This is a genomic window from Mesorhizobium sp. M1A.F.Ca.IN.022.07.1.1, from assembly GCF_003997575.1.
Classification (GTDB): domain Bacteria; phylum Pseudomonadota; class Alphaproteobacteria; order Rhizobiales; family Rhizobiaceae; genus Mesorhizobium.
The window spans coordinates 19790-32847 of the sequence record NZ_RZST01000020.1; the positions used below are offsets into that span (position 1 = coordinate 19790).

General features: G+C 62.0%; 12 protein-coding genes and 1 pseudogene. 5 read left to right on the plus strand and 8 right to left on the minus strand.

What is annotated here, in order from left to right:
* Positions 1–125: 125 nt before the first annotated feature.
* From ftsZ to EOA75_RS04800, 4 genes are all read left to right on the plus strand, one after another.
* Positions 126–1118 carry a cell division protein FtsZ gene (ftsZ, locus tag EOA75_RS04785; RefSeq protein WP_067328519.1) on the plus strand — a complete coding sequence of 331 codons (993 nt, stop codon included), beginning with the start codon at positions 126–128 and terminating at the stop codon, positions 1116–1118.
* Between the two features lie 498 nt (positions 1119–1616).
* Positions 1617–2873, plus strand: coding sequence for a hypothetical protein (locus EOA75_RS04790; RefSeq protein WP_127323742.1), 1257 nt, complete (start codon positions 1617–1619; stop codon positions 2871–2873).
* 191 nt (positions 2874–3064) lie between these two features.
* A complete protein-coding gene (locus EOA75_RS04795) occupies positions 3065–3895 on the plus strand; it encodes an SIR2 family protein (RefSeq protein WP_095777407.1) in 831 nt (276 codons plus the stop codon).
* 96 nt (positions 3896–3991) lie between these two features.
* Positions 3992–5170, plus strand: a complete 1179-nt coding sequence (locus EOA75_RS04800) for a beta-glucosidase (protein ID WP_127323743.1) — start codon at positions 3992–3994, stop codon at positions 5168–5170.
* Positions 5171–5179: 9 nt separating this feature from the next.
* Here EOA75_RS04800 and glf read toward each other — a convergent pair whose 3' ends face one another.
* Together glf and EOA75_RS04810 are read right to left on the minus strand one after the other, a co-directional pair.
* The gene (gene glf / locus EOA75_RS04805; protein ID WP_127323749.1) at positions 5180–6316 is read right to left on the minus strand and encodes a UDP-galactopyranose mutase; all 1137 of its coding nucleotides are present in this window, start codon (positions 6314–6316) and stop codon (positions 5180–5182) included.
* Between the two features lie 2 nt (positions 6317–6318).
* Positions 6319–7635, minus strand: a complete 1317-nt coding sequence (locus tag EOA75_RS04810; RefSeq protein WP_245466562.1) for a glycosyltransferase — start codon at positions 7633–7635, stop codon at positions 6319–6321.
* 180 nt (positions 7636–7815) lie between these two features.
* Here EOA75_RS04810 and EOA75_RS04815 point away from each other — a divergent pair, with 180 nt between their 5' ends.
* Complete coding sequence (locus EOA75_RS04815) at positions 7816–8733, plus strand: hypothetical protein (RefSeq protein WP_066993843.1); 918 nt, start codon at positions 7816–7818, stop codon at positions 8731–8733.
* A 30-nt stretch (positions 8734–8763) separates the two neighbouring features.
* Here EOA75_RS04815 and EOA75_RS04820 read toward each other — a convergent pair whose 3' ends face one another.
* The 6 genes and pseudogenes from EOA75_RS04820 to EOA75_RS34870 form a co-directional block, all read right to left on the minus strand.
* Positions 8764–9180 carry a c-type cytochrome gene (locus tag EOA75_RS04820; protein WP_127323744.1) on the minus strand — a complete coding sequence of 139 codons (417 nt, stop codon included), beginning with the start codon at positions 9178–9180 and terminating at the stop codon, positions 8764–8766.
* A complete protein-coding gene (locus EOA75_RS04825; protein ID WP_127323745.1) occupies positions 9161–10039 on the minus strand; it encodes a cytochrome c oxidase assembly protein in 879 nt (292 codons plus the stop codon). Before EOA75_RS04825 ends, EOA75_RS04820 begins: the two co-directional genes overlap by 20 nt.
* Complete coding sequence (locus EOA75_RS04830; protein WP_095826018.1) at positions 10036–10377, minus strand: hypothetical protein; 342 nt, start codon at positions 10375–10377, stop codon at positions 10036–10038. The genes EOA75_RS04825 and EOA75_RS04830 overlap by 4 nt, the downstream gene beginning before the upstream one ends.
* On the minus strand, positions 10377–10982 hold the full coding sequence (locus tag EOA75_RS04835; protein ID WP_127323746.1) for a cytochrome c oxidase subunit 3: 606 nt from the start codon (positions 10980–10982) through the stop codon (positions 10377–10379). Before EOA75_RS04835 ends, EOA75_RS04830 begins: the two co-directional genes overlap by 1 nt.
* Complete coding sequence (gene ctaD / locus EOA75_RS04840; RefSeq protein WP_127323747.1) at positions 10979–12955, minus strand: cytochrome c oxidase subunit I; 1977 nt, start codon at positions 12953–12955, stop codon at positions 10979–10981. The genes EOA75_RS04835 and ctaD overlap by 4 nt, the downstream gene beginning before the upstream one ends.
* Positions 12952–13058, minus strand: a pseudogene (locus EOA75_RS34870) (cytochrome c oxidase subunit II); the annotation flags it as partial. The gene ctaD and the pseudogene EOA75_RS34870, both read right to left, overlap by 4 nt.

Genomic DNA, 13058 nt, shown 5'->3' on the forward strand with positions numbered 1-13058 from the left:
GATTTGACGCCCTCAGCTTGATCTTGCGGCGAGGCCTGTCCTCTGATTCCCTGATCTTGGCGGGACCATCTGATTCGTTTGCTAGTTGCTCTGGCGCAGCCACTGCGTCCCGTAGAGAGATCACAATGACCGCCAAGCCGGAAATCCTGGAGATGAGACCTAAGATAACCGTTGTGGGGGTCGGTGGCGCTGGCGGAAACGCCGTCAACAACATGATCGCTGAAGGCCTGCAGGGGGTCGAGTTCGTCGTCGCCAATACCGACGCCCAGGCGCTCACCATGTCGAAGTCGCCGCGGCTGATCCAGTTGGGTGCGCATGTGACCGAAGGCTTGGGCGCCGGATCTCTCCCCCACGTCGGCAGCGCGGCCGCCGAGGAATCCATCGACGAGATCATGGATCATCTTGCGGGAACGCACATGTGTTTCATCACGGCGGGCATGGGCGGCGGCACCGGGACTGGCGCCGCGCCCGTCATTGCGCGTGCGGCGCGCGATGCCGGCATTTTGACGGTGGCCGTCGTTACCAAGCCTTTCACGTTCGAGGGCAAGCGCAGGTCCCAGGCCGCCGAAGAGGGCATAGAACGCCTTCGCGAAAGCGCCGACACCGTGATCGTCATCCCCAACCAGAACCTTTTCAGGGTCGCCGACGCCAGGACGACGTTTGCCGATGCCTTCGCTATGGCGGACCGTGTTCTCTACGCCGGTGTCGGCTGCATCACGGATCTCATCGTGAAGGAAGGCCTGATCAATCTCGATTTTGCCGACGTGAAGTCGGTGATGCGGGACATGGGCCGGGCGATGATGGGAACCGGTGAGGCCTCGGGGGAGGGCCGCGCAAGGACGGCGGCCGAGGCAGCAATCGCCAACCCGCTGCTCGATGAGGCTTCCATGACGGGCGCCAGAGGCCTGCTGGTATCGATCTGCGGCGGCACGGACATGACGCTCTTCGAGGTCGACGAAGCCGCGACACGGATACGGGAAGAGGTCGACGCCGACGCCGACATTATCGTCGGCGCCATCTTCGACCAGGCATTGGCCGGAAAGTTTCGGGTGTCGGTCGTCGCAACGGGTCTGCGGAAGAGCGAAGACATGCCGCAGCTTCAGCAGAGGATCGCCTGAAGCCGGCCTTCCTGGTTGGCGAGATCCCGCCGGCGAATCTCTACTCGTCGCTATGACTTGACTTGGTTGGCTTTCGGTGGCCTGCCCAGGCCCCTACGGCCGGGATGGTGGCGAGCGGATCCTAGCTAGGGTTTTCAGTCGAGCGAAGCTGGAGCAGATCAGCTGGCCATTCTTTAATAACGGGCCATTCTCTCGGCGATGAGGCCCGGGCGGGCTGCGATTTTTGCGCCGGCGCCGGTGAACATTTTTCCCCTGAGACAGTTTGGAGTGCCTTGGGGAATACCGGAAAGCCACTTGGACAACACGGGATTAACGGACAGCACGACCAGTGACGCGGAGCGCTTACTCGCTGTCCGGTCCGCGGGTCTGCAGTGGATCACGGTGGCCGGCTCATATTTCGCCACTGAGGACGGCGAGCCGTGGATGCCGATCGGGCAGAATGACGCGATAAGCTGGCCTGAGCTAAATGGGCTGTTCCGGCGCAAGGACATAGCCGGCGTGGAGGCTCACCTCCGCTGGCTTAAGCAAAGCGGCGTCACCTGCCTCAGGCTGATGCTGGAATATGCTCAGGTCCGCCACCGCTACTTCGAGCGGCCGCTCGGTCGCTTCGTTCCTGCTATCGTGCGGCTGTGGGACGATCTTTTTCGTCTCTGTGAAAAGCACGGTTTGAGAATACTGCTCACCCCGTTCGATACATTTTGGCAGTGGCGGCACTGGCGTCATCACCCCTATAATCAGAGGAACGGCGGCGTGCTGGATCAGCCCTCGCGCTTTCTGGTCTGCACGGCCACGCGCCGCGCCATCAAGGCAAGGCTGGAATTCGCGGTGCGCAGATGGGGCGGCAGCGGCGCGCTCTTCGCTTGGGACCTCTGGAACGAGATCCATCCCGAGCAGGCCGAAGGCAGCGCCGACGATTTCGGCGACTTCATCCACGATCTCGGTGCTTTCGTTCGCCGGCTGGAGATTTCGCTCTACGGCCGCTCCCACCCGCAAACGGTTTCGCTCTTCGGACCGGAGCTTCGCTGGCGGGCGCACATGCCGCTCCGCGAACCTATCTTCCGGCATCCGGATCTCGACTTCGCCTCCCTCCACATCTACGAGGAGGGCACGATCGATCATCCCCGCGACACAGTGGCCCCGGCGCTCGGCCTGGGGCGGATCGTCGGCGAGGCCCTGGCCGAAACTCGCGATGGCCGGCCGTTCCTCGACAGCGAACATGGCCCGATCCATACCTTCAAGGACAAGAAGATCACGCTGCCGGAGCCGTTCGACGACGAATATTTCCGCCATATGCAATGGGCGCACCTGGCTGCCGGCGGTGCCGGTGGCGGCATGCGCTGGCCGAACCGTACGCCGCATGTGCTCACACCCGGCATGCGGCGGGCGCAGCGCTCGCTGGCGGGTTTCCTGCCGCTGATCGACTGGAGTCGGTTCCGACGTGTCCATCTCTGCGGCCGGGTGCGGGTTTCCCGCCCCGATGTCGCGGCGGTAGCCTGCGGCGACGATGCCCAGGCGGTGGCCTGGCTGGTGCACCGCGAAACGATCGGGCCCAACGGCATGCTGCAGGCCGACGTGCAAACCGAGCCCGTCATGATCGACCTGCCTGGGCTGGCTCCGGGTAGCTACCGCATAGTCGGCTGGGATACTGCGGCCGGCACGCAAGCGGCGGAATGGCGGGCGCAAGCGGACGGTAGGTTGAAGCTGAAGGTGCCACCGTTCGCGACCGATGTCGCGCTCGCGATCCGCCGATGCTGAGAGGGACCGAAGCCAGCCCGTCCGTCTCTGCTTTGCCTTGCTCGATGGCAGCTCCGAGACCTTGCCGAGACCGACCGGGAGTATCGGCGGTCTTCTACATTTTCGCGGCTGAGCGGGGAACACTTCATCCACCTTCGGGTTCGGAAGTTATGCGTCATGCGCCGCCCGCGGCAGCCCGCTCAGCTTCGGCAATGAACGAGGACCCGATTATTCCACTCGCGAAAGCGATCCGAGAGCGCAATGCGGTGCTCTTTGTCGGAGCTGGTGTTTCGATGAGCGTGGGGCTGCCTTCCTGGGAGAAGCTGATTGAGCGCATGGCGAGCGAACTCGGCCTGGATGGCGCGAGACCGCGTGATCGCTTCCAAACCCTGGCCGAGTATTACCGGATCAAGCATGGCAGCATCGGGCCGTTGCGTAGTTGGATGGACAGGCACTGGACCGTGACGAGGGAGAAGATTCGGGAGTCCGAACTGCATCGTCTGATCGTCGCGCTGGATTTTCCGGTGATCTACACCACCAACTATGACCGGAACCTCGAAGTCGCCTTTGAGATACACGGCCGCGCATATGTGAAGGTGGCAAATGCTAGGGATGTCTCGAAGGCTCGCCGGGACGTCGCTTGCATCGTGAAATTCCACGGCGACTTCGATGACGATTCCTCGCTGGTCCTTACAGAAACCGACTATCTCGATCGGTTATCCTTCGATTCGCCGCTCGATGTGCGGTTTCGTTCCGATGCGCTGGGCAGCACGGTTCTGTTCGTCGGCTATAGTCTCTCGGACCTGAACATCCGGCTGCTGTTGCATCGGCTTTGGCAGACATGGAACCGTTCGGGCTACGAGGCGGATCGGCCGCCGTCATACATTTTCATGGCGAGCCGAGACCCCGTCGAAGAAGCCGTGCTGGGGCGTTGGGGTATCTCCGTGCTCACAGGCGACAACGACGATCCGGAAGTCGGTCTCGTGAGTTTCCTCAGTCGGCTGGCCGAGGTTGTGAACGATCAGGAGATCACGCTGGGCTGAACGCCGTTCAGCACGCGGCAAGAACGAAGAATTTGCCCAACCCAAAGAGGGTTTCGGCCGTTGGTCGACCGTCCGGCCAATGCAAGGAGTAAGAATGTGCCGCAAGCCGTTAGCCCAAACGTGAATCCGGCTGCCAGCGCGGTCACATTCGACAGTTTTTTCATGGGCGGTTTCGAATGCTCCTCGCACCGGCGAAAGGCTGGCGTGCGTCTCGATCTCGTGCGGGCGACTGGCCATGATTCTCACGCAGAACGCGACTATCGCGGCTGCGCGAACCTTGGGCTCAGAACTGTTCGTGACGGGTTACGCTGGCACCTGATCGAGAAGGCGCCGGGCGTGTACGATTGGTCGAGTTGGGCGCCGATGATTGAAGCGGCAAATCTCGCCGGCGTTCAGGTCATCTGGGATGTCTTTCACTACGGAACCCCCGATTATCTTGACCAGGGCGGGACGGAGCTGATCGAGCGCTATGCCGATTTCGCAGCGGAAGCTGTCCGGTTGCATCGGGCCGTCAGCGGGAAGCCTGCGCTCGTCTGCCCGATCAACGAGATATCGTTCTTCGCCTGGGCAGTCGAAGTGGGCTATTTTCCACCGGCCGGCCCAAGGCGAAGGGGTTGGTTCAAACGCCACCTCGTCAAGGCTGCCGTGCAAGGCATACGAGCCATGCGCCAAGCGGATCCAGAATGCCGGTTCATCTGGGCCGAGCCGCTTATTCACATCGCGCCGCGCGATCGAAGCCGCGCGGAAATGCGGGCGGCTGAAAAAGTCCGTCAAGGACAGTTCGAAGCGTACGACATGCTGATGGGGCGCGTCGAGCCGCAGCTTGGCGGCAGCGAAGATCTCATCGATGTCATCGGTCTGAATTTCTACCCGCACAATCAGTGGTACTTGCACGGGCCAACAATCCCGATGGGGCATCACGAATACCGGGCTCTGTCGGAAATGCTCGTCGAGGTCGCCCAACGCTACCGACAGCCGATGTACATTGCAGAGACAGGTGCGGAGGGATCGGGGGGCCCGGCATGGCTTCACTATGTATGCGACGAGGTGCGGGAGGCTATGAACCAAGGCGCGCCCGTCGGGGGTATTTGCCTTTATCCGATCACGGCTTACCCGGGATGGGACAATTCACGCCACGCCGAAGTTGGCCTTTTCTCCGTCATCCATGCGGATGGATCGCGTCGCACCCGTCAGCCGATGGCCGATGAACTGGCGAGGCAGCAGAGGCTGTTTGGCCAGCATTCTCGATCCACGCAGCCTTGCATGCCGGAGTAGCAAGCGGCTTTAGCCCGGCACAGCCATTGCCGGCTGCAAGGCGCCTCCAATTGGGACCGTCTTCTGAATGCGGGCGAAAGTAGCCAGAGCCTGACCCACGACCTGGTCCATGTTGTAATAGCGGTACGTCGCAAGGCGTCCGACAAACCAGACATCCGGGCGACTGGCGGACAAGGCTTCATATTGCTTGTAGAGCGCTTCGTTTTCCGGCCGGGGCACCGGATAGTATGGATCGCCAATGTCGGTCGGGTATTCATAGGTGAGGCTTGTCCGGGCGTTCTTCTGACCGGTCAGATGCTTATACTCGGTGATCCGGGTGAAGTCCTCCGTTTGCGGATAGTTGACCACAGCGACCGGCTGGAACTGTTGACAGTCGACGGTCACGTGCTCGAAACGCAGTGAGCGATACGGCAGGCGGCCAAGTCTCCAGTCGAAGAATTCGTCGACAGGGCCGGTGTAGATCAGCTTGCGGAACGGAATCCGGTCCCGGACCTCACCATAATCGGTCTGCAGCATGATCTTGATATTGGGATGGTTGAGCATGCGCTCGAACATGCGCGTGTACCCGTTCGCGGGCATGTGCTGGAAGCTGTCGCCGAAGTAGCGGTCGTCGCGGTTGGTCCTGGTCGGAACCCGGGCGGTTACCGATTTGCTGAGCTGGGAGGGGTCTACGCCCCATTGCTTCCTGGTGTAGCCGCGGAAGAATTTCTCATAGAGTTCCCGCCCGACAGTGCTGACCACGACGTCCTCGGCCGTGTGGACTTCCTCGATGGTCTCGCGGCGAGACGCGAAGAAGTCTTCCAGTTCCACCGGATCCAAATCGAGACCATAGAGGCGGTTGATCGTATCGAGATTGATGGGGATCGGGAGAAGCATTCCGTCGACCGCCGCCAGCACACGATGTTCATACGGCCGCCATGTCGTGAAGTGTGACAGATAATCCACGATGGACCGCGCATTTGTATGGAATATGTGCGGCCCGTAGCGGTGGATGAGGATGCCTGCTTCGTCGTAGCAGTCATAGGCGTTGCCACCGATGTGATTGCGGCGATCGATGAGGAGAACGCTTTCTCCCCGCTGCGAGGCAATGCGTTCGGCGAGAACGCTGCCGGCGAAGCCGGCGCCGACGATCAGCCAGTCGAACATGGTCAGGCGCTCCTGCGGAACGGGACGACCTTTTTCCGAGCACTGGCGTTCCTGATGTGAGCGGCCATGCCATTCCATGTGCGCTTCCAGGACATGTCCCGGAGATAGGCATCGACCTGCTGAAGCCGCGCCTCGCGCGATTGGGTAAGGACGGATCGCAGCTTGATGTCGACGTCCTCGGCGTCCACTATGTCGACGAGCCCGGCTGCGCCGTAGGTTCGCACAACATCGACGATTGCTGTTGAGACCACCGGCAGGCCAGCGGCGAGGAACTCCGGCGTTTTTGTCGGGCTGATGAAGCGAGTGGCCTCGTTGAGCGCGAACGGCATCCAGCCGGCGTCCCAGTGGCGCAGATAATCTGGAAGGTCGGCATAGGCTTTCCCGCCGAGCCAATGCAGATTGCCCGCTGTCGGCAGGCTGCTCGGGTCGATCTTGACCACCGGACCGAGCATGACGAAATGCACGTCCGGCATCGCCTTGGAGGCCTGGGCCACGAGATCGATGTCGAGGCGCTCGTCGATGACGCCGAAGAAGCCCACCCGTGGATGAGGAATGCCGAATTGATCGGCCGGGTCCTTGCCGGGTGTCCTTGCCTTGTGGAAGTGGCTGACGTCGATGCTGCTCGGAAACGGATAGATGGCACGGTGCTGGCAGCGCTTCGCTTCAAAGAGGCTCAAGCCGCCGGTGAAGACCACGTCGGCGCGCCCGAAGAGGGCTCGCTCCATCATGGCCAGCTCGGTTGGCGCATTCTTGAACGCCGAAAGTTCGTCCATGCAGTCATAGACGCAGACATCGCAATTGATGTGCGCGCTGAAGCGTAGGGCCATGGGCGTGTAGTACCAGGCGGTCAGGTTAGTGTGCGGCGTCGAAGCGATGATCCGGTCGAGATATTTGCGCTGCACGGCATCAGCTCTGGCCGGGCTTGTGCCAATTGGAAGCAGAGGAGTCGCGACCCGAATTGCCGGCGCCACCTCTGAGAAACGCATCGAAGGATGCGAGCGCTCCTCGAAAACAGGTTCCTCGAAATAGATAATCTCATGTTCCTTCGCGGCCAAGGTAAGAATATGCTGTGGACGCTGATAGACAAAATTCCATCGTAAATGAGAGAAACATATCAGTAAGTCTTGCGTCTTGGTGGTTCTTCTGCGAGTTGGTATTCTTATTGCCGAGTCCATACAAATTTCCCTAGTGGCAGCCGAAATTACATTGCGATTAACATTTGTTAATCGCAGGCAGCGGAGACGACATCCACCTTTCCGTCTAACTTTCCGTCGAATAACTTGTTCCAGTCGCGAACCGTTAAAGCGGCGAAGGATCATGCCGCGGTGCTGCTGCCCCTTTGGGAGGTGGAGCCAAGATTCGCACGCAGGTTCTTGGGGACGGTCACTCGGTGGCCGTATTTCCGCAGCATGGGCAGCTAAGCTGTTCGACGGCTCCAACGGTTCGCCTGGACCGGAGCCAAACGAGCCTCAAACGGCCGGCAATTGCTGGGGCAAGTGATGAAGATCGAGTTCGAGACGAATGTGTTCCCGCTCTTCCATCCGCAGGCGGTGGATGATCTCAAGGATCCATGCCCCGTCTTTGACGGCAGGCTTTGGCACGTCTTCGGCTCGAGCGGCACGGTAACAACCGAGAGCTGGAAGATACTTCACGCAACCGCGCCGGAGCTGCATGGTCCCTGGACGGAGCACGAGCCCATCGAGCTTCCTGTTACAGGATCGGGCGTTGCCGCGCCCGGTGTTGTCTACGAGCTCGGCGTCTTCCACATGTTCATCCAGACCGAGTTCATGAAGTCCGGCGGCCGCTGTGAGCACGCGGTGTCGAATGATGGCTTCAACTGGGTGGTGCTCAACCCGGCAATCCTGTCGATCCCTGGCACGGACGAAGATGGGATCTATGATCCGCATCCGGCGATCATCGGCGGCAAGCGCTACATCGTCTATTCCGGCATGCCGAAATTCAGTCGTGTGCCGCAACCCGATGTCTACCTGGCGCGCAGCCAGTCGGACTCGTGGTTCGGACCTTGGAAGCGGCTGGGCAGGATCCTCGACCATAGTGAGATCCCACACCACAATACGCGCGATGATCCCGACTACGAGTGGGGGATCGAAGGCGCCCAACTGGTCGAGCTCCCCGATGGCCGCGTGCTTCTGAACGCCACGTGCTTCCTTCCGCGGGGAGCGCGAGGAAGCCGACAACGCGTGTTTTTCGCCATCGCCGCCGAGGTTACCGGACCCTACGTCTCGATAGGTCCGGTTCTTGATCCAGGCGGGCCAGGAGAAAACGGTCACTCCACCGTCATGATCGAGGGCGAACAGCTCACGCTTTTTTACCAGAGCCGTGTCGCGGCGACGAACCATCGCTGGCGATATGGCCTCGCCAGATGCGATATCAGCGTCCTGTCGAAGGTTGCGTGACAGCCCGGGTTCCGACGCGGCGGGGTTCAATTATTTCAAAGCATAGAGATAGGCCGCGATATCACGCGCCTGCTGCTCGGTGACCCTCGTCGATGGCATGGCGGTGTGCGGATTAATCTCTCTGGCGCCACGTATCCAGCGGATCAGGTTCTCCGGATTGTTCGCCAGCACGCCGCCGATAATGACCCGGCCGGCGAGGCTGGCGTCGAGGCGCGGGCCGACCTGACCTTGCGCGCCCGGCACGCCAGGGATCGTATGGCAGCCGGAGCAGCCGTTCGCGGTCATGATCGGAATGGCGCGCGCGCCCACGCCGCCGGTTGCCGCGTCCGACTCGTGCCGGACACGATCACGCCGGTCGGCCCATAAGGCCACGGCGGCGACGGCTACGGCAACTACGATCATGGCGGCGAGGGCGCCGGCGATCAGTCTAGCCAGATCGGAGCGCATGCGTCGCCTCCCTGGTTCCGCTCTTGCTTATCCAGAGGCCGGCGAGCAGCAAAGCGGCTCCGCCATAGATCAGGCCAGCCGGAACCCACATCACCAGACCCGCAAGCTGCTGGTCCTCGATCGGGCTTAAACCCCACAGCGCTGCGCCACCGGCATTTTCCGGATACCATAGTTTGGGCGACAGCAGCAGCAGCACGCCGAGCAGGCCGGTGTGCATCGAGGTGAAGAAGAGATGCATGACAGCGCTGCCATAGGCCTGCTGCCGACCGGAACGGGGCAGAAGCGCCCACCAGAACAGCAAGGCAGTGCCGAGGAAGCTCGCATGCTGGGTATAGTGCAGCACGCCCCGCTGCAGGGCTGCCTCGAACAGGAACGGGATGTGCCAGATCCAGATGGCGATCGCGTGGATGATTGTTGCGTTGAGAGGGCGGCTGGCGAAGGCCCAGACCGCCTGCAGCATCTTGCCATGCGTGAGCCTTCCCGTTCTCTGCCGAAACGCGACCGGTAATGCCCATACCAGTGCCGCGCCGGGGCGGGCTGCAACCAGCAGCGGAGCCGCCAGCGCCATCAGCAGCTCGTGCTCGATCATGTGAGCGGCAAAGACCCGCTCGCCGAGCGCATGGATCGGGCTGACCAGCGCTCCCGTCAGCACGCACCACCCTGCGGCGAACAGCAAGGTTTGTCGCATCCGCTCTGGTCGGCCTCGGCTGCTGCGGCGCCACAGCCGGTTGGCGCCGGTCGCATAGACCAGCGCGAGCGCGGCCAGCGGAAGCGTGATGGGAAGGGCAAGCGTCCACCCGGCCTCGGGCGCGCCGGCGCCGTAGCAGATCGAGGTCGAGAAGAACGCCTCGAAACTCATCGCAGGCACTCGTCGAGGATGAGCGCGGCGCTGGCCTGCATGACGATGACGAGGGCAAACAGCAAAGCCGAAAGCATGCCGAGATCGGCGATGAATCGCTCGGTGCTGCGTGTACGCTCCGGTTTGAAGGCGGCGCCGCCTTGCCGCTTCGCCTGCCACGACAGGACGCCGCCGAGGAGCGAAAACACCATGAGCACCAGTGCGACGGGAAGCACCACCGGGACCTGGCGATTACATTGCCAGGGCACCAGCGCGTAATTCAGCTGCGTAGAGATGGCCCAGGCCAGAGGCCCCGACACAAGACCACCCCAGGACGTTCCCAAACGCAGCGCGCGCATCAGCCTAGCCTCGGGACCCAGTAGATGAGCAGATAGATCGGGATCCAGGTCAAGACCACGAAATCCCAGTAGAAGACGTTGTCGCCGACGTCGCCGAAACGCCGGCCGCTATAGGCGTGGCGCGTGAACATCAGCACTGTCAGAACGATCGTGTCGCCGACATCGGTGATCAGATGGATGGTGTGCAGGCCGAGCAGCACCCAGAGCATCGAGCCATAAGCGTTGGTGTCCCAATAGATGTTCAGGGCCGGAAACTCGAACCAGCGCACGATGAGCGGCGCGCTGCCGAGCAGCGACATCACCACCATGCCGATCCGCACCGGCCCGATGGCGCATTGCTTGGCGTAGCGGTTGAGGAGGTGGTTCGGCACCAGGCTGACGATGAGAAGCAGCGTCACGATCGTTCCCGGCCAATGGTTGGGCTCCGGGGCGCTCAGACGCCAGTTGGGCCACAAGGTCGCCAGATAGAGATAAGCGCCGGCCGCCAGCGCAAAGCCCATTCCTTCCAACGCCATGAAACCGAGCGTACCCCACCAGGTCGGGCTGCGCGGACCAAGCCCGAAGCTTGGCAGGCCCGACAGATCGGCGGCGGGACGCTGCTTCATTCCTCGTCCTCCGGAATATCTTTCGGCCAGAACCAGCCGATCAGGGTGATCGCGATCGGCGCGGCGCCCCAGACGATCGCCCAGGGCGTGAAGATCGAATACAGAAAGGTGCCGCCGACAGCGATCGCAGCGAACAAGGGCCAGATCGACGGCGTCGCCGATTTCTCGCGGATATCGGGATGCGCTTCCGCCACCGTCGAGATGAGGAGCTCGCGCACATCGACGCGAAGGCCGGTGGCGACGGGAAGGGCCTCGCGTTCGGCCCAGAGCGGCTCGACATTCGTGACGATTGGAATGCGCGCGAAATTATAGCTTGGAGGCGGCGAAGACGTGGCCCATTCCAGCGTGCCGGCATCCCAGGGATTGTCGCCGGCCGGCGCGCCTTTCAAGGCGCCATGCACGAGGTTGAAGGTGAACAGCACGAAGCTCAGGAAGAAGAGCACCGCGCCGCCGGTGATGAACAGGTTGATGTTCCCCCAGCCAAGCTCGGCCGGATAGGTATAGACCCTGCGCGGCATGCCCCACAGGCCGACAAGGTGCATCGGGAAGAAGGCCGCGTTGAAGCCGATGAAGGCCAGCCAGAAATGCCAGCGTCCGAGGCGCTCGCTCATCATGCGGCCGGTGATCTTGGGGAACCAGAAATAGGCGGCACCCAGCAGTGGGAAAACCGAGCCGCCGATCAGCACATAGTGGAAATGCGCGACGACGAAATAGGTGTCGTGCACCTGCAGGTCGAGCGGCACCGAGGCCAGCATCACACCGGTGAGCCCGCCGATGACGAAGATGAAGAAGAAACCGAAGACGAAGAGCAACGGCGTACGGATCACCGGTCTGCCGTCCCACAAGGTCGCCAACCAGCAAAAGATCTGCACGCCGTTTGGAATGGCGATCAACATGCTGGATGCCGTGAAGAAGCTTGCACCGAGCTTCGGCAATCCCGTCGCGAACATGTGGTGGACCCAGAGACCGAACGACAGGAAGCCGACCGCGATCAACGACAGCACCAGCCCGAGATGGCCGAACGCCGGCCTTCGAGCGAAAGCGGGAATGATCGCGGAGACGATGCCTGTCGCCGGCAGGAAGATGATGTAGACCTCGGGGTGACCGAAGAACCAGAACAGGTGCTGGAACAGCAGGGCGTCGCCGCCCTCCGCTGGATTGAAAATATGCGTTCCGACCAGCCGGTCGAGGATCAGGAAGGTCGAGGTGATCATGACCGCCGGCATGGCGAAGACGACGACGAATGAGGTCACCAGCAACGCCCAGACATAGAGCGGGATCTTGTCCAGCGACATGCCTGCCGCACGCTGCTTCAATACGGTGACAATGGTCGCGACGGCGACCGCCAGCGATGAGACCTCGGTATAGGTGATCATCTGCGCCCACACGTCGGCGCGCTTGCCGGGACTGAATTCGGGACCTGACAGCGGCACATAGGCGAACCAGCCGACATCCGGCGCCATTGCAAGGGCGAAGGACACCCAGGCGAAGAGACCTCCCGAGACATAAATCCAGTAACTGAACGCGTTCAGGCGCGGAAAGGCGATGTTGCGGCTGCCGACCATCAGCGGCACCAGATAGATGCCGGTCGCCTGCACGATGGGCACGGCAAACAGGAACATCATGGTGACGCCATGCATGGTGAACAGCTGGTTGTAGAGGTCCGGCCCGATCAGGCCGCGTTGCGGTCCCGAAAGCTGGATGCGCATGGCGACGGCGCTCAGCCCGCCCAGGCACAGAAACCCGAATGCCGTGATCAGATAGCGCCTTGCGACGACCTTGTGATCAACGCTGGACAACGCGCCGATGATGCCGGGCGGCGTCCGCCATGTGCGCGCGAGCCAGCGGTGAAGGCTGGCATCGTCCATGCCGGTGTCGCGCGGCCCATCACGTTCGGGGGCAACGTCGCCCTTGGCAGTCGCCTCACGTTCCGGCGGCAGGTCGCGTTCGCTGGCCAGGTCCGCGCTGCTCATTTCAGGCCCTCGAGATAGGCGACGATCGCGTTGAGCTCGTCGCCATTGAGCTCGACCACCGGCATGTGGGAGCCGGGCTTGATGCCTTGCGGATCGGCTATCC